This window comes from Ancylomarina sp. 16SWW S1-10-2, assembly GCF_009669305.1.
In the GTDB taxonomy this organism is placed as follows: Bacteria; Bacteroidota; Bacteroidia; order Bacteroidales; family Marinifilaceae; genus Ancylomarina.
Genome location: NZ_SADB01000012.1, coordinates 54,509 through 76,991, shown reverse-complemented (window position 1 = coordinate 76,991; position 22,483 = coordinate 54,509). Strand labels below are relative to the sequence as shown.

General features: G+C 33.6%; 20 protein-coding genes. 18 read left to right on the top strand and 2 right to left on the bottom strand.

Annotated features, from left to right (window positions below; all coding sequences use genetic code 11):
- The first annotated feature begins 37 nt into the window (after positions 1-37).
- The 5 genes from hemB to EMN46_RS11690 all read left to right on the top strand — a co-directional run bounded on the left by hemB (position 38) and on the right by EMN46_RS11690 (position 5,128).
- Entirely contained in the window at positions 38-1,027 is a 990-nt protein-coding gene (hemB, locus tag EMN46_RS11710) for a porphobilinogen synthase (protein WP_154200999.1), read from the top strand.
- A gap of 88 nt (positions 1,028-1,115) precedes the next feature.
- A complete protein-coding gene (gene hemE, locus EMN46_RS11705) occupies positions 1,116-2,147 on the top strand; it encodes a uroporphyrinogen decarboxylase (protein WP_154200998.1) in 1,032 nt (343 codons plus the stop codon).
- A 139-nt stretch (positions 2,148-2,286) separates the two neighbouring features.
- Positions 2,287-3,795, top strand: a complete 1,509-nt coding sequence (locus tag EMN46_RS11700) for a TlpA disulfide reductase family protein (RefSeq protein WP_154200997.1) — start codon at positions 2,287-2,289, stop codon at positions 3,793-3,795.
- A gap of 194 nt (positions 3,796-3,989) precedes the next feature.
- Positions 3,990-4,787 (top strand): type II toxin-antitoxin system antitoxin SocA domain-containing protein, encoded by a 798-nt coding sequence (locus EMN46_RS11695; RefSeq protein ID WP_195715252.1) that lies wholly within the window; start codon positions 3,990-3,992, stop codon positions 4,785-4,787.
- A complete protein-coding gene (locus EMN46_RS11690; RefSeq protein WP_154200995.1) occupies positions 4,784-5,128 on the top strand; it encodes a hypothetical protein in 345 nt (114 codons plus the stop codon). Before EMN46_RS11695 ends, EMN46_RS11690 begins: the two co-directional genes overlap by 4 nt.
- Positions 5,129-5,278: 150 nt before the next feature.
- Here the strand turns inward: EMN46_RS11690 and EMN46_RS11685 are convergent, their stop codons facing one another.
- Positions 5,279-5,932, bottom strand: a complete 654-nt coding sequence (locus tag EMN46_RS11685; RefSeq protein WP_154200994.1) for a hypothetical protein — start codon at positions 5,930-5,932, stop codon at positions 5,279-5,281.
- Positions 5,933-6,709: 777 nt separating this feature from the next.
- Here EMN46_RS11685 and EMN46_RS11680 point away from each other — a divergent pair.
- The 9 genes from EMN46_RS11680 to EMN46_RS11640 all read left to right on the top strand — a co-directional run bounded on the left by EMN46_RS11680 (position 6,710) and on the right by EMN46_RS11640 (position 16,845).
- Positions 6,710-8,242: a TolC family protein gene (locus EMN46_RS11680; RefSeq protein ID WP_154200993.1), complete on the top strand. Its 1,533-nt coding sequence runs from the start codon at positions 6,710-6,712 to the stop codon at positions 8,240-8,242.
- A 61-nt stretch (positions 8,243-8,303) separates the two neighbouring features.
- Positions 8,304-9,296, top strand: coding sequence for an HlyD family secretion protein (locus tag EMN46_RS11675; protein WP_154200992.1), 993 nt, complete (start codon positions 8,304-8,306; stop codon positions 9,294-9,296).
- A 77-nt stretch (positions 9,297-9,373) separates the two neighbouring features.
- Entirely contained in the window at positions 9,374-10,555 is a 1,182-nt protein-coding gene (locus EMN46_RS11670) for an ABC transporter permease (RefSeq protein WP_154200991.1), read from the top strand.
- Between the two features lie 27 nt (positions 10,556-10,582).
- On the top strand, positions 10,583-11,773 hold the full coding sequence (locus EMN46_RS11665) for an ABC transporter permease (RefSeq protein ID WP_154200990.1): 1,191 nt from the start codon (positions 10,583-10,585) through the stop codon (positions 11,771-11,773).
- Positions 11,774-11,884: 111 nt separating this feature from the next.
- Positions 11,885-12,646 (top strand): pseudouridylate synthase, encoded by a 762-nt coding sequence (locus EMN46_RS11660; RefSeq protein ID WP_154200989.1) that lies wholly within the window; start codon positions 11,885-11,887, stop codon positions 12,644-12,646.
- Positions 12,647-12,840: 194 nt separating this feature from the next.
- The gene (locus EMN46_RS11655; RefSeq protein WP_154200988.1) at positions 12,841-13,263 is read left to right on the top strand and encodes a UPF0158 family protein; all 423 of its coding nucleotides are present in this window, start codon (positions 12,841-12,843) and stop codon (positions 13,261-13,263) included.
- 125 nt (positions 13,264-13,388) lie between these two features.
- Positions 13,389-15,182 (top strand): ABC transporter ATP-binding protein, encoded by a 1,794-nt coding sequence (locus tag EMN46_RS11650; RefSeq protein ID WP_154200987.1) that lies wholly within the window; start codon positions 13,389-13,391, stop codon positions 15,180-15,182.
- 443 nt (positions 15,183-15,625) lie between these two features.
- Positions 15,626-16,366 carry a sulfite exporter TauE/SafE family protein gene (locus tag EMN46_RS11645; protein WP_154200986.1) on the top strand — a complete coding sequence of 247 codons (741 nt, stop codon included), beginning with the start codon at positions 15,626-15,628 and terminating at the stop codon, positions 16,364-16,366.
- 218 nt (positions 16,367-16,584) lie between these two features.
- Positions 16,585-16,845, top strand: a complete 261-nt coding sequence (locus EMN46_RS11640) for a DUF1543 domain-containing protein (RefSeq protein ID WP_154200985.1) — start codon at positions 16,585-16,587, stop codon at positions 16,843-16,845.
- 359 nt (positions 16,846-17,204) lie between these two features.
- Here the strand turns inward: EMN46_RS11640 and EMN46_RS11635 are convergent, their stop codons facing one another.
- Complete coding sequence (locus EMN46_RS11635; RefSeq protein ID WP_154200984.1) at positions 17,205-19,169, bottom strand: tetratricopeptide repeat protein; 1,965 nt, start codon at positions 19,167-19,169, stop codon at positions 17,205-17,207.
- A gap of 557 nt (positions 19,170-19,726) precedes the next feature.
- Between EMN46_RS11635 and EMN46_RS11630 the strand changes: the two genes are divergently transcribed.
- The 4 genes from EMN46_RS11630 (at position 19,727) to EMN46_RS11615 (ending at position 22,398) form a co-directional block, all read left to right on the top strand.
- On the top strand, positions 19,727-20,053 hold the full coding sequence (locus tag EMN46_RS11630) for a hypothetical protein (RefSeq protein ID WP_154200983.1): 327 nt from the start codon (positions 19,727-19,729) through the stop codon (positions 20,051-20,053).
- A 41-nt stretch (positions 20,054-20,094) separates the two neighbouring features.
- The gene (locus EMN46_RS11625) at positions 20,095-20,511 is read left to right on the top strand and encodes a hypothetical protein (RefSeq protein ID WP_154200982.1); all 417 of its coding nucleotides are present in this window, start codon (positions 20,095-20,097) and stop codon (positions 20,509-20,511) included.
- A 158-nt stretch (positions 20,512-20,669) separates the two neighbouring features.
- On the top strand, positions 20,670-21,599 hold the full coding sequence (locus EMN46_RS11620) for a glyoxylate/hydroxypyruvate reductase A (protein ID WP_154200981.1): 930 nt from the start codon (positions 20,670-20,672) through the stop codon (positions 21,597-21,599).
- A 154-nt stretch (positions 21,600-21,753) separates the two neighbouring features.
- Positions 21,754-22,398 (top strand): flavodoxin family protein, encoded by a 645-nt coding sequence (locus tag EMN46_RS11615; protein WP_154200980.1) that lies wholly within the window; start codon positions 21,754-21,756, stop codon positions 22,396-22,398.
- The last annotated feature ends 85 nt before the right edge of the window (positions 22,399-22,483 follow it).

The window sequence follows — 22,483 nt, the reverse complement described above, 5'->3', positions numbered from 1 at the left end:
CAGATAAATCATATATGAATTATAAAAACTATATAAAATGAGTTTACGTCCATTATTTCCTCAAACACGTTTAAGAAGACTTCGTTACAGCAAAGTTGTGCGTGATATGGTTGCAGAAACATCGCTTTCTGCTGATGATTTAATTATGCCACTTTTTGTTTGCCCAGGCGAAAAAGTGAAAAATCCAATTAAGTCGATGCCAGGTAACGATCAGTTATCGATTGATTTATTGGTAGAAAAATGCAAAGAATTGTATGCTGCTGGTGTAAAATCAATTATGCTTTTTGGTATTCCTGAGCATAAAGACGAGGATGGAACAGTTGCTACTCACGAACATAGTATTGTTCAAGATGCGACTCGTGCGATTAAAGCTGATTTACCAGAAATGTTTATCATTGCTGATGTTTGTAATTGCGAGTACACAACTCACGGACATTGTGGAACTATCGTCGATGGCGATGTAGATAACGATAGTACATTGGTAACACTTGCAGCTCAGGCAGTTTCCTTAGCTAAAGCTGGTGTTGATATGGTAGCGCCTAGTGATATGATGGATGGTCGTATTGGCTATATGCGTGCTGCTTTGGATGATAACTGTTTTGAGAAAATGCCTATTATGGCTTACTCTGCAAAATATGCTTCTGGTTTTTACGGACCATTTAGAGATGCAGCTGATTCAGCTCCTAAGTTTGGTAATAGAAGTACGTATCAAATGGATCCACGTAATGGTGATGAAGCACTTCGAGAAATTGAAATGGATATTGCCGAAGGTGCAGATATTGTAATGGTGAAACCAGCTTTAAGTTACCTTGATGTCGTCTATCGTGCAAAACATGAATTTAATGTGCCAGTTGCTGCATACAATGTAAGTGGTGAATTTTCTATGGTAAAAGCGGCTCAAGAAAGAGATTGGATTGATGGAAATCGTGTTATGATGGAAATTATGACATCGATTAAACGTGCCGGTGCTGATATTATCATCACTTACCATGCAAAAGAAGTGGCTGAGATTTTAAATAAAAAATAAGTTTTCTGTTATTGGTTTTCAATTGCCCGCTGTGTTTAGCGATTAAATTTTGACAACTGATAGCTTCTGATAACCGATAACTATGAAGATGACAAATTCCATTTTTTTAGATACTATAAACGGCATTAAGCGTGAGCGTCCACCAGTTTGGTTTATGCGCCAAGCCGGACGTGTTTTGCCTTCGTATATGAAACTGCGCGAAAGTCATGGTTTTAAACATATGATGGAAGAACCTAAGCTAGCAGCTGAAGTTACTTTGCTTCCTATTCGTGATTTAGGCGTTGATGCGGCTATTTTATTTTCCGATATTCTTGTTATACCTGAAGCTTTAGGTATGCAGTTGAGTTTCGAAGGAAAAGGGCCAACTTTTAAAACGGCGCTTAAGGATGTGGAAGATCCATTGAATTTTCTAACGGATATGCCTGAGCGATTGGAGCATATTTATAAGGCTATAGATGTGATTTTGGCAACAAAACCATCAGAAATTCCTTTAATTGGATTCTGTGGCGGACCATTAACGACATTGTGTTATATGTTTCAAGGCTTTAGTCAGAACTTAAATTTTCCTGACTTTGTTCCTGCCATCTATCGCGATAAGGCAACTATGAAAAAGTTGGTGACTCGTATTACGGAGATGAGTATTCATTATGCACTTAAGCAAGTGGAGCATGGTGTACAAGCTTTCCAGTTATTCGAAACACATGCTGGTTTAATTCCTAATGAATTGTACAAAGAGGTTTTCTTACCTTCGGTAAAAGCTATTCTTGGTGCGGTTCGTGCAAAAGGAGTGAAGACTATTTATTTACCTAAGGGATTAGGTTTAGGTCTTAATATGGTGAATTACGATTTGTGTGATTGCATAAGTGTCGATTGGCAAACACCATTGCACGAGGTTCGTAAAATTGTAGGTGAGGATATGATTATTCAAGGAAACTTTGATCCTAGAACATTACTTGCCGACAAGAATGCGATTGATCAGGAATTTGAATACTACTTAAATTATGGTCGTAAAGATCACAAATGGATTTTTAACTTAGGACATGGTTTACTACCTAATATCCCTGTTGAGAATGTCAAATATTTGATTGAAAAAGTAAAAACTTCTGATTGGGGAAGATAGAGTAGCTCTCTAATAGATATTTGAAAATTCTAACCTTTATGGTTAGGATTTTTTTGTAAATATATTTAATTAACCCACCATTGTATTTACAAAACGATTTGTTTATGTTTGTTTTGATTTTATCAATATTAAGAAGTTTATGAAGCATAATCTACAATTAAGTATTTATCTCTTTTTTCTTGTGAGCTTATTTGCATGCGAATCTAATTCGGATTTAAAAAGTGATAAAATTATTATTGTTGGACAGATTGAGAATTACAATTCTAAAGAACAAATGAAATTCATAGAATTTATAGTTCCAGATTTGTTTGCTTTGAACACTCCTTTTGAACCTGTTGATATTGACTCATTAGGCTATTTTCATTATGAAACAGAAATTGTAAGTCCTGCAATGTGTTCTGGCATTTATAATAAATGGTTTTCTTTTGTAGTTAGTCCTGGTGACAGTTTATTTTTAAGTATTGATGGACAAGCTTGTTTTGACAAGACTAAAAGATATGTCCTAAATAAAAATGAAATTCAAATTTCAGGTAGAATGGCTGATGATTATGAAAAAGTAATTGAATTTAGCAGGTGGGCATCTGATTCAATATATAATCGTAAACACAGTCGTTTAGTTAATGATCAAGCAAAATTAAAATCAGCATCAGAATTTAAATCCTTCATTGAAAAGTGGGAGGAGAAGGCTTTTAAAGCGATTGATCGCTTTGGTAGTGAAAATAATGCGAATTCATTATTCTATAGTATCCTCCGTTCGGAACTTAAATATAAATGCTTCGAAGATTTATTGTCTTATTCTTATTTGCAACCGTTTATGAATGGTGACCGAATAAATGTTTTGGACTTGCCTGAATCTTATTATTCATTCTTGGAGAGAGAGGATGATTTTAATACGAACTATTTCACTCGAGGTAGATTGGATTATATTCATGGATTAGTTTCATACCTAAACCATAAGAATATCTTAGAAAGACAGAATTATTTAGAAATGCGTAAGGATTGGAAAAATGCGGAAGTTAAACCCTCATACATTAAAAATCAAATTTCATATATAGCTCAGGAAACTGTCGGTATTACGAGAGATTTATGTCTGCAATATTTTGCTTTAGATTATTTCAATTCATTTCCAGAACTAGGAGATTGTATATATAAGGAGGTCGTTAATTTAATTCAAGATGATTATATTCTAAAAGGATTTAAATCTCATTTTAATGAATCTAAGGCGGAATTATCACTCGAAAATATAAATGTCAAAACGAATGAGTTCACAGTACTAGATTCTGTTGTTCAAAGTAATAAAGGAAAAGTTATTTATGTTGATTTTTGGGCTCCTTGGTGTGGTCCATGTATGGGGGAGATGCCTTATGCCAAAATGTTGAAAAAGAATTTAAATTCTGATGAAGTTGTTTTTGTTTACTTGGCTTGTAAAAGCAAGGTGAAAAATTGGAAAGCTGCAATCTCAAGACATAAAATTGAAGGAGTTAATTTGTTATTAAATTCAAGTGATTATAAGCTTCTTATAAAGAGATATAAAATAGAAAGTATTCCACATTTTCTTTTATTTGGGAAAGACGGGAAGTTATTAAAAGCTAATGCTTCACGTCCAAGTTCTGATCAAATACTCACTGATATTAAAGAATTATTATGAGCTATTAAAATTTAAACGCTATTTAATGCGGGAGATAAGTTTTTTCAAAGATTATAATATAAAGCCGACTCGTTAGAGTCGGCTTTTTTTTTGTCTAAGAAATAAATATTTGACATGATTGTTGGATATAAGCACAACTAAATGGTTTGAATTAGAACATTTATTATCTATCTTTGTATCTAAAGGATATGAGAATGAAAAATATCAGTCAAAAAGAAATCGGGAAAAGAGTATCTGAACTTAGAAAAGCTAAGGGATATTCTCAAGATGAGTTATCAAAGCTTATTGAGATTTCACGATCTTCTTTAACTCAAATAGAGTTGGGTAATAGAAATCTATCGGTTTTGGAACTTAAAAAGATAGCCGATAACTTACATGTTTCAATTGACAAATTTTTATCATCCGATTATAAAATTGAGGATATTGAATTAAACTCAAGTCAAATAGAAATCCCTCAACAACTAAGAGTCTCAATTCCAGAACTAAATATTGAAAAGTTTAAGAATGTTTTTTTATATATTCTTGAAAAATGTGCTGGTAAACCAAATGTTGGCGAAACACTTTTATATAAACTTTTATATTTTGCTGATTTTAATTATTACGAAATTTATGAAGAGCATTTATCAGGAGCTGAATATCGAAAGTTGCCTTATGGTCCTGTTCCTCAAAAATTAGATGCTATAATTAAGCAAATGATTTTAAGTAAGAAACTTGAACGGTTTAAATCCGATTATCATACTTATCCTCAAACTAGATATTTTCCTCTAGTAAAGCCTGATTTAACCAATATGAAAGCAAGTGAGAAAGAGGTTATTGATAGAGTAATAGAACGTTACTCAGATTGGTCAGCTTCGGCTATTAGCGAATACTCTCATAAAGATATACCATGGTTGGCTTCTAAAGATGGTGAGGTAATAGATTATGAATTGGCTTTTTACAGAGAATATCCTTATTCTGTAAGAACTTATGATGAAAATTCGGATGGCTTATGAAAGTTGAAGAATTAGAGGAATATAAAAAAGATTTGAAAAAGCTATCTAAAAAATACAAGACTTTACCTGAAGATATGAAAGTGGTTCAGAAGGTCTTGTTTGTAAATGCTAATGAAAGACCTCCATTTAGTTTCAGAATTGATAATTTAAGACTAGAAACATGTGTTATTAAAGTGAAAAAAATAGCAAGTAGGAGTTTTAAAGGACGAGGAGTGCAGTCTGGATTTAGATTAATATATGCACATTTTAAAACAGAAGATAGAATCGTGTTAATTGAGCTGTATCATAAATCGAATAAGGATACAGAAGACAAAGAAAGAATTCTTAAAAATTTTATTTGAAACTTTAAGAATTCTAATCAGAGGAGATAAGCTCTCGTTAGGATTATAATATAAAGCCAACTCTTAAGAGTTGGCTTTTTTTAAGTTCTTGAGGAAATTTCTAGATGAGTAAGTACAATCTTTCCAAAATAAAGTACTCAACAGAATGATCTACTGAGTTTTGGTTTCGCTATTATAATTAGTCTCAATAATTTCTATTTTCCTTAGGTATACACTGGTTTTTGGTCCCAATCCAAATCCGAAGCTATTGCAAAAGCTAGGCAAATCTTTTCCTTGCATCAGTAATATGTCATTGTGATAAACAAATAATTCATTGTCTTTTTTTATCACTTTTAGCCAATTAAATCCGTCACGAAATTTAGTATATCCTTTATTTACTTCGCAACGAGTTTTGAATCTTAATGGTGTGCCATCTCCATCGAATTGGGTATAGTTAAATTCTTTCTTATATTTCGAAAACGAAAGCGATTCACGGTGTCGAGCGTCTTTATATCCAATAAAAAGAGTAAACGTACTTTGTCCATACAACATGAATTTCAGATTCAACTCAAAATCATCCATCATTTTTACAGGAAAATCATAATAATTGAAGCCAGTGTAATGCTTACTAATATTTCTGATTTTAAAACCAGAATGGGATCCATGGGGTTCATATTCTATATCGTCGTTAGATTTATGCTTCCAAGGAGAATTCCATGTGTCTTTAAATTCATCAGTAAAAACGCCATTCACTGATTTTATTTTAGCATTCTCACAAGAATAAAGCGTGAGAATAGAGATTGTAAAAAGTAATAGGTATTTCATCAAGTTAGTTTGTATAATTAGATGGTCTAATAATATTTTATTTATGGGGTGGAAATATGACGATTAAACAGGGAGTCCTTAAGATATGAATTTAATTAAACGTCAAAATAGATATTTTCAATTTTAGTTGCCAAAGGTATTCTTTTTTCAATGTATTTCGCACCTCTTGAATCGAATTCCTTTTATTAGTATACGATTGCAATGATTTCTTAATGTTTTAAGTCGTAAATCACAGTATGTAATCGTGTGTTAGCTCAGAAAAAAATGCTGGAAAAGAATGATGAAAAATATGTCGTTGTCATGTCCAAATTCTTTTTGTTAATCAGTTAATTTTATTTAAAAAGGTGCATTTATAGCATATTTTATCAGTGTTAACTAGATAAGCAATTACTTTTATTGTTATATTTGATAGAGCTATATTATGAGATTTATTACATGATGTATGAGTTAAATAGGTATAGTTATATAAACAATCATTAATTCAGGTTTATAAGCATTGTAATGGTTAGAGTAATAGTTTGGAGTGAGTTGAAAGAGATAAACTTATTTGATTAATGATATCAATGTGAATAATAATTTGCTATGATGATAAATAATTTGAAAATAATTATCATATAGGTGGAAGCTTATTATTATGACAGTTTTTGCTTTATGTTTAAAATTTAATGGTGAGGTTTATAAAAAAAAAATGAGAGATTCTTCTGAAAAGAGGATTCTAATAAATTGGATATAGTTAAAGTGATTTTTTTGTGAAAATGGATTAAAAGAAGTGTTATTATGAGTTTTTGTATTAAAAAGTGGTTTTGTGTTGGAATATTATTGGTCAGTAGCTCTAGCTTGTTAAAGGCAGGTCAGCAGACTGATAGTTTGTCACACTTAACTTTTGAACAGGCTCTAGGAATAACCAGAGAGAATAGTCATGTTTTGAAGCAGTATAATTTTCTGCATAATCAACGAGAGCAAGAGTTAAAAGCTGCTCGTGGCTTATATCTTCCTTCGGTATCGCTTACTGCTAGTTATGTAGCCATGAGCGATGACATTACGTTGGATTTGAATCCAGTAAAGGATGCCATAACTCCTCTCTATGATGCCTTAGGTAACTATGGTAATTTTTCAGGCGTAGCTGTTCCCGATGGTGCAGGAGGTATGACGACACTCTCCGATAATATGTCTACGGCCGCTGTTCGAGGAAAGTTGAATGAAGGTTTGGATGAGATAAATGCTGCTAATTGGGATCAGATGGTTCAGAAAAAGCAATTTGGAATGATTAGTGCTGGATTTAGTTGGGCTCTTTTTACGGGTGGAAAAATTTCTGCTGCCAATAAGGTCGCACAAATTAAAACTCGTGAAGCAGAGGAAATACAGCAGCAAAAAGAGGGCGAGATACTTACAGAGCTTGTGGAAAGATATTATGGTTCATCGCTAGCATATAGCGTTGTTCGTATCCGTGAGGAAGTATTACAGGCTATGACAAATCATTTAAGCGATGCTCAAAAGATGTTTGATCAAGGCATAATACCAAAGGCACAATTGTTACATGCCAAGGTTTTTCAATCTCAGGCAGATAGAGAATTGAAGAAATCTAGACGGCAGTTAGAGATTGTTAATGAAGCTCTTTCAAACACCATGTCACTTGATCAAGGCGTTCAAATAGCACCAGTATCCAAACTTTTTTATGTGCCTTCGATTCAGTCTACGGAATATTTTAAAAATATGGCCCGACAGAATTCACCCCTTTTAAAGCAAATAAATAGTAAAAAGGATCTGGCTCATCAAAAATATAGATTCGAGAAATCAGCTTATTTTCCTAGTCTAGCGGCCATGGGTGCCTACGATATTGCTAACAAAGATCTTTCTCCATATATGCCAGATTATACTTTGGGGCTTGGGTTAAAATGGACACTTTTTGATGGTATGGCTCGCACTCGTAAAGTAAAAGCTGCAGGATTTTTGCAGAATCAGGTTGATGAAATTCAAAATAAGGCCAATGCCGATATAGAAACAATTATAGAGAAATCTCATCACGAGGTTTTGATGGATATAGAACAACTAGAGGAACTTGATACGGCTCTTGAATTTGCCAAGGAATATTTACAAGTACGTCAGAAGGCTTTCTCGGAAGGAATGAGTACTTCTACGGAGCTTGTAGATGCTCGTCTTGTTCTTTCCAAAGTTAAGATTGAGCGTTTAGAGACGATTTATAATTATGATGTTGCTTTGGCTCGATTGCTGCAATATGCAGGTATGCATACCGATTTTGTGAAATATCAGCTTAGGGCTGATGTTGAATTTGAATCCTATAGCAAGTAGCCTTAAGTTTTGTAACCGTTGTGCTGATAGATAATATAAAAGTGAAAAAAAATTAATAGAGATGAATAAGACCAAGACTATTATTGCCGGAGTGGCTTTTGCAGCAATTATATTGTTTTTTGTGTATACTGGATGGATACTTAGTCGACCTATACCACTGCAGATACAGGGTGAGGTGGAAGCAACACAGTTTAAGGTTGCATCTAAACTAATTGGACGTATTGATAGTCTTCCTGTACACAAGGGAGAAACCATAAAAAAGGGAGAGCTTTTATTTACTGTTAGCAGTCCCGAAGTGGAGGCTAAGTTTCAGCAGGCTCTTGCTGCAAAGTTGGCTGCTCAGGCTCAAAAGAGTAAGGCTTATAATGGTGCACGAGTTGAAGATGTTCAGGCAGCTTATAATGTTTATTTAAAAGCCGAGGCTGCTAATGAATTTGCTAATAAAACATTTAAACGTATCGATAATCTTTTTCAGGATGGTGTAGTGCCTGCACAGAAAAGGGATGAGATAGAGACAAAAATGAAGGTGGCACAGGAGAGTGCGAAAGCTGCTAAAGCCATATGGGAAAAAGCTCAAAAAGGTGCTCGTGTGGAAGATAAGGAAGCTGCTGGTGCACTAGTAAAAAAAGCCGAGGGTGTTATTCAGGAGATCTCTTCATACCTTAGTGAAATGAATATTCTATCACCTGCAGATGGTGAAATAGCCAATATTATAGCAGAGAGAGGTGAGCTTATTCCTGCAGGATATCCTGTTGTTACATTAGTGGATCTTAATGATGTGTGGGTGACTTTTAACATTCGTGAGGATCTTCTGGCGAAAGTACGTAAAGGAAGTATCCTTCCGGCTACATTTCCTGCCTTGGGAGATGAAACCATAGAACTGAAGATAAGCTACATTAATGTTCTGGGTGATTTTGCTAACTGGAACGCCACCAAAACAAGGGGAGATTTCGACATGAAGACTTTTGAAGTGCATGCTCGCCCTACAGAAAAGGTTGAGGGACTTCGTCCTGGTATGAGTGCCCTTGTAAATTGGGATGAGCTTACACAGTAGCGAATAAATCATTTTCCAAGGCTCTTTTGTAGGGCGTAATAATAGGACTTGTATTCTGTTCTTTAAAATTTTTTCGAATGCAATCATTTTTTACAAGTTGTTTCTATAATGTACTAATTCGAGAGATCAAACGCATATTCACTTCACCGGTGTATTTGTTTTTTTGCATCTTGGCTCCAGTTATATCTTTCTTTGTGTTAATGGCTATATTCTCCAAGGGTGTTCCCCGAGATTTACCTATAGCCATGGTCGATCAAGATCACACGTCTTTATCTAGAAACATAACCCGGATGGTAGATGCCACATCCATTGCCGGAGTTGCTTATCAAAGTGCTAGTCTTGAACAGGCTAAAAAACTGATGAATAAGGGCGATGTGGAGGCTGTAATTGTTATTCCCCATGATACGGAACGAGATGTGATAAGAGGAGAGCAAGCCAATATCGCATTATATATCAACAATACCAATGTGGTTAAAGGAGGTATGTTGCAGAGCGGACTCCACGGTGCTCTTGCTACTGCATCGGGAGGCGTGAAGCTTTCTATGGCAATGAAAAATGGCGCTACCCTTCATCAGGCTAAAGCTAAGGTATTGCCTGTAAGATTGGATAAACATGCACTGTTTAATCCATTTGTCAGTTATTCCTATTTTCTTACTCTGGGTATATTGCCAGTTATGCTTATTGTGTTTACCCTCTTGGGAGCCTTATATGCTTTGGGTATAGAGTTAAAGGATGGAACAGGGCGTGAATTACTTGAGATTTCGGGTAATAGTGTAGTGACAGCCGTTACGGCCAAGTTATTGCCTTATTTGTTGCTTTTTATGGTGGATGCCATGGTTATGAATCTGATAATTTTCCCATATATGAGCACGCCTATTCATGGGAGTCTCACTCTAATCATATTGTCAGAATTTGTTATGGTGGTTGCCTACCTTCTGTTGGCTGTCTTTTTTCTTGCCGTTACGGCTAATATGCGTCTTTCTTTATCATTGGCTGGAGCTTATACTATGATGTCACTTACTTTTTCGGGATTAACGTTTCCCCGTTTTGGGATGCCCTTGGTGGCTAAGTTCTTTTCAGTATTATTCCCCTTTACTTTTTGGCTAGAGATATTCATGGGCCAAACTCTCAGGGGTGAGGCGCCAATCAATGCCATTTATCCACTCTATATATTCTTGATATTTATTTTTATGGGACTTTTGTCTTTACCTAAGTTTAAAAAAATACTTCAAGACGAAAGATATTGGGGTGGAGAATAATTTTTATGATATAAATAATACTTTCTGATGTTGAGGTACTTAATACAAGGATTGCGAATGACAGGTCAGTTCTTTATAACTGAGTTGCGAGCTATAATAAAGGATGCGGGAGTTCTTCTGCTATTTGTTGTAGCCATAGTCGCATATTCTATCATTTATTCAACGGCTTATTCCAATGAGGTGTTACGCGAAATGCCTGTGGCCGTGGTCGATCATGATAATTCCGCATTAAGTCGTCAGTACTCTCGTATGGTTGATGCGAGCGAACAGCTCGATGTGGTGAAAAAGGTTATGAGTATGCATGAGGCAAAGCAATCGTTTTATGCTGGCGAGGTAAGAGGAGTTGTACTTATTCCTGCCGATTTCGAGAAAGACATATTTAAAGGTATTCAAACATCGGTTAGTATTTATGGTGATGCCAGTTATTTCTTGGTTTACAAACAGACACTTTCAGGTGCTTCTTTTGCAACAGGTACACTCTCTGCAGGAGTGGAGGTGAATAAGTTATTGGCCGATGGTGACCACATGGAACAAGCCTTGAATCAGAGAGATCCTTTGTCCATCAAAACATATAAATTGTATAACCCATCATCGGGATATGGCTCATTTTTAATGCCAGGGCTTATACTCATTATCCTTCAACAGACATTACTTATTGGTATAGGAATGATAGGAGGAACACGCAAAGAGCGTTTTAGTAATCATTATCAGTTGCCCAAAGACTTGCAAAAAGGCCAAATTGCTCCCATCATTTTTGGAAAGGTTGGGGCTTATATGTCAATCTATCTTATGGACTCTGTTTTTGCGTTGATACTGATTCACTATTGGTTCGGTTTTCCCGACAAAGCAAACATGTTGGATGTATTTACCTTGTTGATACCTTTTTTGTTGGCTGTATCATTCCTGGGATTGGCTATATCGGTGTTATTTAAAAGAAGAGAACATTCATTAATGTTTTTGTTGTTTCTCTCTCCAGCGGTACTTTTTCTTAGTGGATTGTCATGGCCTGCCACAGAGATCCCAAGTTTTCTGTATTCTTTGGCGCATGTGTTTCCAAGTACCCTTATGATACCTGCATATTTGAGGATTAGAACCATGGGTGTAGGTCTTTCTGATGTGAGTTTTGAGTTGCTTTTTATGATGGGACAGGTTGTCGTTTACTTTGTTTTGGCATATGTCGCTTTTAGATATTCATTAAGTAGAATAAAGAAGTCTTAATTAGTCATTTTGTACGTATTTTTTTTAGTTTTGTGCCCTGAATTTAAGGATGCCCAAATACCCTATTGGTATAATAACAATATCCTTTACAAATTCGGAGCAGATTACTGAATGGATAAACGACATATTTTCAACTTTAAAACGGATATATCACAGATTAATATCCCTACAAAACTCAACAATCCATTTGGCTTATCTATTTCTGATATTGCTAGTGTAGCGGCAAAAGAATTTCAAGAATTTATTAGTTCAGAATCTCAAGTATGGAATCATGACTTCTTTATTGAAAAAGGAAAGATGTTTGGAATTCTTGTGGTTCAAAAAGAAGATAATACCTACAGTTATTTAGGAACCGTTTCGGGTAAATTGCGAGGAAACTCTATCTGTGATAAATTTGTTCCTTCGGTCTTTGATGAATCTACCGATGATTTTTTTATTAATAGAGGCATGAAAGAGTTGACTGAAATCAGCTTTCAAATTAAAAAGCTGAATAACCCATCTGAAATAAATGTGCTGAAAGAGAAGAGGAAACAAAAATCCTTTGCTTTGCAACAGCAACTTTTCGAAAATTATCAATTTCTAAATTTTTCGGGGAAAGAGAAAAATGTATTGCAAATTTTTGAAAATTCATCACATGGTAATCCGCCATCAGCAGCTGGCGAATGTGCTGCCCCTAAACTCTTGCAATATGCTTTTGAAAACAGCTTAAAACCAATCGCTTTAGCAGAGTTTTGGTGGGGAAATTCTCTCAAGAATAAGGAACGAGAACACAAGGTATTTTACCCAGCTTGTAAAAATAAGTGTCGTCCAATTTTAGAATATATGTTTGATGATTCGGAATTATTTAACGAAGCGAATCTCGATTTTGAATGAGAACTATCAATAATATAGATACAATATAATATGCTTGGACTCGTCTTATAAGACAAGTCTTTTTCATGTTTTTTAAATCATTATCAAGCTCTCTGTAATGGCTCAAATTATTGTTTAGAAACTGATATTGAAAGGATAGATTTATTAAATTTGTAGGTGTTTGATTAAATTAGAAACAAAAGATATTATAGGATATGAATTTAACAGATAAACTGTTTGTTGAAATTGCTGACTTATTGCTTACTGGAATGGTCTGCGTAATTGAAAAGAAAACGGGGAAAATTGATAGTTATCCTAAGAATATGGATTTTTTTGATGAGGAAGAAAATCCTTGGGAAGAATTGATCGAAAAGGTAGAAGAGGATTGGGATAGTTATATTTTAATTGATCCAATGCCTAGCAGTGAATCTTTTAATATGATGAAAAGCTTTGCTAATAAGCTTGAGGAGTGTGAATTAAAAGTGAGATTGATCAATGCCTTGGAAAAAGCTAAACCATTCCGAAATTTCAAAAATATTGTTGATGATTCAGGAGAGAACAGACAGAAATGGTTTGATTTTCAACTACAGGAAAACATTAAATGGGTGAAGATGCAATATGAATCAGAACTTGATTAAACTTTTTTAGTTTAAATATCAGCTGTTTTTGGATGATAAAGCCAATAATAAATAGCTTCTTAATAAACTTTATCTCGATGATTTTACGTATTATTAAGATTAAGAACAAATAGTAATAGCAGATAATGGGATCACATAGAGCAGATACATCGGATGTACCAAAAGGAAAAATAAATAGCAGTGGCATTAAATCTGCTTTTAGATTGTATAAATATATTAAACCTTACCGAGGTCAGTATTTCTTAGGAATATTCTTTTTGTTAGGTTCAAGTTTGGCGAGTTTAGCTTTCCCAAAGCTACTTGGCGATTTGGTGAATACGGGTAATAGTACAACATTAGGACAGAGTTTGAATCAAACTGGGATGTTGATTGCTCTTGTATTAATCATTCAAGCGAGTTTTTCATATTTTCGGATAGTCTTATTTGTAAACGTAACAGAGAATTCTTTAGCTGCATTGCGACAAGCTACTTACGGGCATTTAATAAAATTGCCCTTGCAATTTTTTGAACGCAGGCGAGTTGGTGAACTTAATAGTAGAATATCTGCCGATGTTATTTTACTACAGGAAACCATGACGAGTACTTTGGCTGATTTTATTCGTCAGATTATCGTTATTACGGGAGGTATTACGCTTTTGGCTATTATATCGCTTAAGCTAACCGCTTTTATGCTGATTACCTTACCACCAACTATGATTGCTGCAAGGTTCTTTGGCAAGTTTATACGTAAATTCTCTAAGGATGTGCAAACCAAATTAGCAGATTCGAATACGATTATAGAAGAGACTTTGCAGGGTATTCAATCCGTAAAAGCTTTTACCAACGAATATATTGAGATTGCACGTTACAAAAAAAAGACCATAGAAATAGCCGATTTAGGAATGACTAGAGGTAAGTATAGAGGCGCCTTTTCGTCTTTTATTATTCTCGGTTTATTTGGTGCAATTGCCGCTATGGTTTGGCAGGGATCTCGTTTATTACAAGCGGGAGAGATGCAATCCGGCGACTTATTCTCCTTTGTTATATATTCTGTTTTTGTTGGTGGAACCATCAGCGGATTGGCGAATGTATATACTAATATTCAAAAATTTATTGGTGCTACCGAAGATCTGTTTAAAATTTATGATGAGATACCTGAAGAAATTCAAGAGATACGGGAGATTGAACCTAAGTTTAAAATGCATGGAGAAATTAGTTTTCATAATTTGAGTTTTGCTTACCCTTCAAGAGTAGAACAACCGGTTTTGAAAAATATCAATTTGGAAATTAAAAGCAATAAAATGATTGCTCTTGTGGGACATAGTGGAGCAGGGAAAAGTACTGTTGCCTCACTTTTGTTAATGTTACATCGTCCACCAAAGAATAGCTTATTTTTCGATCAAATTGATTCCTATAATTATCCATTGTCAGCTCTTAGAACTCAAATATCACTAGTACCTCAGGATATTTTTCTGTTTGGAGGAAGTATAGGCAAAAATATAGCCTACGGAAAGCCCAGTGCAAGTGAAGCAGCTATTTACGAAGCTGCAAAAAAGGCAAATGCTTTAGAATTCATAGAACGATTTCCAGAGAAGTTCGATACCATAGTAGGGGAGCGTGGTACCCAGCTATCGGGAGGACAGCGACAAAGAATAGCCATTGCACGAGCCATACTTAAGGATCCTAAAATTCTGATTTTAGATGAAGCCACTTCGTCTCTCGACTCAGAATCGGAGCAGCTTGTTCAGGAAGCGCTTGAGAAATTAATGAGCGGGAGAACTTCCATTGTTATTGCTCACCGTTTGTCTACCATACGAAAGGCTGATGAAATTATTGTGTTGGAGCAAGGAGAAATCGTTGAGCAGGGTACACATGAAACATTGATGGCAATTACAGATGGTAAATACAATAAACTGGTTCAATTGCAGTATGCAACTTGACATGTTTTGTGTCTAATTTACTGGTGTATAATAGTTTGGTGATGTGCTGTAGATCTCTAATAATAAATTAATGCAATTACGAATTTCAAATTATAAATTACGATTTTAAAAAATTCTTAGGACTCAAAGATACTATCCTGTAAAGTGTGTAAATGGGTTGAAAAGATTTTCAACCTTTTATATTTGACTGATTTCTACTTCTTTTTTATTTTTGTGCTCTTGTGCTCTTGTGCTCTTGTGCTCTTGTGCTCTTGTGCTCTTGTGCTCTTGTGCTCTTGTACTCTTGTACTCTTGTACTTTTTCACTGTTTCTCTTGTTTATTTCTTTAACTCTTCCCTTATTTTAACCTTCTTTTTTTTAACCTTTAATCATTATTAACACAGAATAAAATTAACAAATAGTAACTTTGTTAAATCTAGTGAGTACTATTAATTGGGCTTTTTATGCATGATATTACATTAATTCAAATTATTTTTTGTTCGTTAGTTATTCTCTCTGCCTCTTTCATTAAAGGAGTGACTGGCTTTGGGTTTGCATTGCTTGCTGTACCCTTTCTGTCATTAATTTTCCCTATGCAGATTGTCGTTCCAGCGATGAGTTTATTTAATTTAATAACGAGCTTGGTGGTTTTATTTAAGTTACGAGAGAGAATAAAAGCTTATTATTTTATTCCGATGTTTATTGCCAGTTTGGGAGGAATTCCCTTAGGTATTTATGCACTAAAATATGTTAGCAGCGATACATTGCGTTTATTAACAGGTATTATGGTCGTTATTTTTTCTATTCAAATGCTAGGTAAAGTTAAGTTAGCAAAACATTTCTTATCACTTCCAATTGTATTTGCAGGCTTTATTAGCGGAGCCCTAACCAGTGCTATATCGGTAGGTGGTCCGCCTTTGGTTATTGCTATGAACCGAAAGGGGTACGACAAGAATCGTTTTAGAGGTGTATTTTCTTGGTTTAGTGTTTTTTCTTCCTTTTTTGTTACTGTTGCCTATTTTATGAAAGGAATGATAGAAATGGAATCGATTAATATTGCAATATTTTGTATTCCTATCTTATTCTTTGGTTCTCATTTAGGGGCTAAGTTTTCTAATAAAGTAGATCCTGAGAAATTCAGAAAAATAGTTATTGGTATCAATATAGTAACGGGTACTTTTATTATTATCTCTTCATTAATATAGTATATATTGAAGCTTAAAATAGATAAAGCCGACTTGAAAGAGTTGGCTTTTTGTTTGTCTTTATGTTACGTTGTTGATAATTTCCATTGATGAAAATATAGGTTAGAGTTTTAATACCCTAATCGTATTAAAATATAATTTTGAGTGAAGTTTGAAAGTACTTCGGATTTTCATAGTTTTGGATGAGTATGTTTAACCAAAATTAAATCTTAAATAGAATGAAAAATCCTAATCTATATGCTGTGTTATTGGGCGGTAAAATCCGTGAAAATAATTTAATGGAAGATCATCATCTTGTTTTTGTTGTGGCAGAAAATGAGAAAGAAGCAAGAAAATTATCGAAGACAAAATGGGATGCTGTAGAGATACATGTTGATGGAACTCAAAAAATAAGTAGCGTTGATGGTTATCAAATTAATCTAGAAAAAACCAATAAAGAAGATGATGATTCTTTAGTTAATCCAAAATACTCGGCTTAAAAAAAGAACATTGTATAGTGTACGCTCATAGTTAGATTTCAAATTTTATAACTGTAGCTAAATAAGCTGCTTTTGATATTGAAAGTTAATTTTTAAAATAAATAATAAAAGCGAACACAATAATGTTATAGTTAGAGAAAATAACAGAGATTGTCAGTTATACATAGCGATCAAGTCAAGTTTATAATCTAGGTTTCTATTCGCTCCGAATAGGAGCCTTTTTATTTCATTGCCATATTTGCAATAGTATATTTTTAAGTGAGTATAATATGTGGTTCTGGTAAAACGGCTGTTATATCAGTATATTTTAAGAACCTTGAATCTATCAAATTATTAAAGTAGACAGCAGCTTAACTAAATCATTTAGTAAAAGGAAATCTAATCACAAAGGTACTTCCTTCGCCCACAATACTGTTTACCTGAATCGATCCATTATGAATTTTAATTAATTCAGCGCAAATACTCAAACCTAATCCAGTTCCTTGCTCATCGTGAATTCCTCGAACACTGCTTGTCGTTTTAGAGGCATCAAACAAACGATCCTGTATGTCTTTTGACATTCCTGTACCATTATCCTTCACTGTAATTTCTATAGAGGAATTTTTTCTTTGTGCCTGCAATTGAATGACGCCATTTTCATTGGTATATTTAATCGCATTTGAAATTAAATTTCTCAAAATGGTAAGCAAAATATCAGAATCTGCTTTCAATTCCGTATCCACTGAATTATGGAACTCAAGCTTCACCTTGTACTTTCGAACGTCTGATTCAAATAAGCTATTTAAATCATTAAATAAATTAGAAATATCTAGTGGTTTTGGATTAAAGGCAATAGCTCCAGTTTGAGCACGAGACCAATCCAGTAGAGTAGTTAGCAATTTTAAACCTTCATGAGACGATTGATGAATATAGTTTGTAAATTCTTCAACATCATCATATCGTCCTTCTTTAACTTCTGCTAATAAAATATTACTGAAACCAATTAAAGTATTGAACGGATTCTTTAAATCATGTGAAATAACAGAGAACATTTTATCCTTTGTTTGATTTATTTTTTCTAGTTTTTCGTTTAGTTTTCGGTGAGAATAATATTGACGGAAAAGAACGACAGCAACAATTAGCATAAGAATGATGATAACTATCAAATACGTTTCTTGGAATTTTCGAGTATCTAATTCCTTTTCCGTATTCGATAATGTCTGTCGAATTGTAAATCGATTCTGCATTTCGTTAATAATCTCGAATTGCTGGATAGAAAAAATAGAATCATACTGAGCTAAAAATTGGTTGTAACTCTCGGTAGCCTTTTTATAATCATTCAATATCTTATAAAAAGTAGCAAATGAATTGTAGACTTTTAATATTTTAGCATTCAAACTTAAACGATTAGCTATTTCTAAAGATTTCTGAAGGTAGGTTTCGCCTTCTTCACGTCTATCCTGTTGAGCGTACACCAATGCCATCCCAATGTAATCATCAATAAGTCCATATTCATGATTTCGAGTTTTATTTAAATCAGTTGATTTTTGATAGTAATCAAAGGCCTTCTTATACTCTTTCTCAAAGTAAAAGATATTAGCCATTCCATTCAAACAAAATGCAGCATATCTTACACTTGAAGAAATTTGACTTTTATTGTAGGCTCTCTGATAAAAATCCATCGCGACATCTAAATCGCCTTTTTCTTCATAAGTTCGTGCCAATTCGAGCAAAATTGAACCAACACCTAATTCATTGTTTTCGTTTTCAAGAATAATTTTAGCTTTATTAAAATATTCCACAGCTAAATTGTAGTCTTTCTTTTCGCGATATACCAAACCTACATTTACATACGAATAGGATTGTCCCACAGAATTGCCAAGTAATATGAATAATTCCAAGGATTGTTCGGAAAATTTCAGAGACAAGGGAATATTTCCAGTTATTAGGTACAAATCACCTAAATTATTGTAGGAAAAAGCTAATTGAGTTGAATCTTTTTGTCTAAGACTATGCTCTATAGCTGCATGTAAATAAGGAAGAGATTCTTTTGTTTTATATTGGTAATGCAGTTGCACAACACTCAGGTATCCATAAATTTGAGGGAGTTGTTTTGCTAATTTATATTTCGAAGCCAACTGCAAGGCTTCTTCACCCATAATAATTGCACTATCAGGATTAATTTCTCTTAAGCGCCAACATTCACTGCTTAAATCTTTTACTCTTTGAGTAACTTCATTTTTTGAGGAAAGGTTAGTGTTTTGGTTAGCATTCGATTGAGCATAGGAAATAATATTGCTAATCAAAAATAAACAAATAGTAAAAAAGAGACGGATTCGTATCATTCAATATTTATTAATACGACCAAATATAAAACAAATTTGGCATTTGTAAACGGCTAATTTGTGAATGATTGAGAAATATTTGATGTTTTTTCGGAAATCTCAAATTGATAAATATAAAACATGCTGTATACCAGTATTGTATATGGTTTGAGCTGTCGGATTCTAAATAATGTATAATTAATGTGAATGAAAACATAATAATGTAAAAATAGGGTGATGGACAATCTTATAAATGTAGAGAAGATCAGTTTGGCACCAAAAATTTGGAAACCTGCAATATTGGGGTGATTATAGTTATATAAGATCTACCAATATGCATTTTTTAAATAAACATTGAACAGGTCCGTTCCAACACCTAGTTGACCTGTTTGTATTTTTATATTTCACTTGGCTTGAACGATTCCTACGTATGTAAATTCATTTTTTTTCTCATATTATGTATTGTTTAATAGTATTTATCCTTAACTTTAATTTGATAAATGAGAGTTACATTTATATACGTTGTTTAAGTGACTATTTTAGGATCGCTAAATCAAATCTGAAAACTAAATAATAAGATGAACGAACAAAAGAATAATTCGAAACTGATTTTTGCTTTATCAATGCTTTGGGGACTTTCACTCATAGCTGCACAATTTTGTTATTACCTAGGCAGTACTGAAGAGCTTGCAGGCGCAATGGATGAAATGATTCAATATATACCTACATCAGTGGCCATATTAATGTGTAGTTGGGTTGCTGGGCGAAGTGCGGCTAGTGCACAGTTCAATATTAAACTAACAAAGAGTAGATTTATTTTAATCGGAATACTATGTTTATTCTTTTTTCCAATTGGATTATTCTTCTTATTTGGTACAACGAAATATAAAGAATTAGAGAGTTAAGTATATCAATCGACATAATATTAACCAGATATATATAGAGAATGTCTAAACTAACTATAAAACGTAATTCGGAATGGAATAACCGATCAAGATTCTTCAAGGTTTATATTGATGGAGAAAAAATAGATGTGATTGGAGATAATGAAATTAAAGATTTTCAGCTTAAATCAGGTAAGCATAAACTGGTATTAAAAATTGACTGGTGTCGAAGTCGAATCTTTGAATTTGACCTTAATGAAGGTGATGGTAAGATAGTTGAGGTGTCTGGTTTTAAATATGGAAATATACTAACACCTGTCGTGTTTTTATTATTCCCCTTATTTTATATTGATTCACACGTTGAATATAATCTACAATTTTTATTGGTTATACCAATTCTAAGTTTTGCCTACGTGATGTTCTTTGTAACATTTGGAAAGAATCGTTACATAAGATTAGTATCAGACTGTATTGATTAAACCAAATAAGAATGAATTTTTATGATCTTGTTGATTTGAATTACAAGCTTCTATTTTTTAATCTAATAAGGCATGTGTTCGTATCTCCAAAACTTATTAATCTTTTAAGTTTGTAAACTCAATCGATTTTATACAGTTTTGTATTAAATATTGATGACATGAGCATACTATTGGTTTTTGAGAACAAGGATGTGAAACCTTGGGCGGATTTATTAAGAGCAAAATTACCTAATACGCGTATTGAAGTATATCCTGATGTTAAGGATAAATCCTTGGTCGATTTCCTTATTTGTTGGAAACCCAAAAAGAATCTATTAAATGACTTTCCTAATGTGAAAGTTATTCAATCGGTTGGAGCATCTATAGATCATATTACGAATTCCCAAACTTTAAATAAACATCAACAGCTTACAAGAATTGTTGATGAAAATTTGTCTAATGATATGTGGGAATTTCTGTTGACAGTTGTTTTAGCAGAGATGAAAAATATAGACCGTTATCGCCAATCTCAAAGGACGAAGAATTGGTTCCCGTTAAGTTATAATTCAATTCGCAGCACATCGATATCTATTCTGGGCCTAGGATGTATTGGAGGCTATGTTGCTGCAAAATTTGCCCAACTTGGATTCAATATAAAAGGGTGGAGCAGTTCTGAAAAACAAATTTTGGGTGTTGAAAGTTTTACTGGTGACAAAGGACTTGATGCCTGTTTAAAAGATTCGGATTTTCTTATCAATCTACTGCCTTTAACAGATAAAACAAGGGATATCTTAAATAAAGAAATTCTTCAAAAATTACTTAATCATGCTTTTTTTATCAATGTTGGGAGAGGAGAGCATTTAGTCGAATCGGATTTAATAGATCTTATTGATTCCTCAAAATTGGCAGGTGCTTTACTCGATGTTTTTAGAACAGAACCTTTACCTTTGGAACATCCCTTTTGGAATCATCCTAAAATTCAGATAACACCACATATAGCTAGTTTAACAAATGTGATAAGTGCTGCAGATCAAATTATCGAAAATTATAGACGTTTTCAGAATAAGGAAGATCTTCTGCACAGGGTATCAATAGAGAAAGGTTATTAGAACAAAAAATTGAAACTAGCCTCAAAATTCAGGATTGCTATGTGCTTATTGTTTAAAAAGTTGAGAAATATAGCAAGATGATGTGATTGACAGAAAGACAATGATTTGAGGCAGTAAATATTTATATTATCGTAATAAAATTTAAAAAGTATATATGACTTATTTTGAGGAACTCAAAAAAAAAGCCCAAGAGATTACTAAGCCAACGAATCAAGTTTTAGCTGTTTCTGGGAGTCCCAGAAAAGGTGGTAATTCAGATGTTATCATGAAGCAAATACTTTTAGGTTTGGAATCTGAAAATATTGCTTCAGAGAGTACTAATCTTGGCAGTATCGATTTTAGCGGATGTATTGGCTGTGAAAAGTGCAGAAAAGATAAAATTTGTACAATGCTTCAAGATGGAATGTCTGTTTTGTACCCAAGTATTATGGATTCCAGAGGTTTAGTTTTAGTATCTCCTGTGCATAATTATAACGTAACTTCTTGGATGAAAGCTTTTATAGATAGATTATATTGCTTTTATGAATTTGACAATAATACAAGACCACGCAATTGGAGTTCTAATCTTGCAAACCAAAATAGGAAAGTCGTTATTGCTGCAATTTGTGAGCAAGATAATATAGAAGATTTGGGATTTGCTATTGAGGCAATGCAAAGACCTATGGAGGCTTTAGGTTTTGAGATTGTTGGAACGCTACCTGTTTTTAATTCCTTTGAAAAAGGTGCCGTAAAAAAACAAAAAGAGATAATGGATAAAGCATTTGAACTAGGAGTTCTAATGGGACAACAACTAAAATAAACTGTGATTTTAGGTTGTTTTGTGTTTGTAATGCTTAGAAAAGTATTAAAACATGTTCTTTTGCCTGATTTAATGACTTATAAGA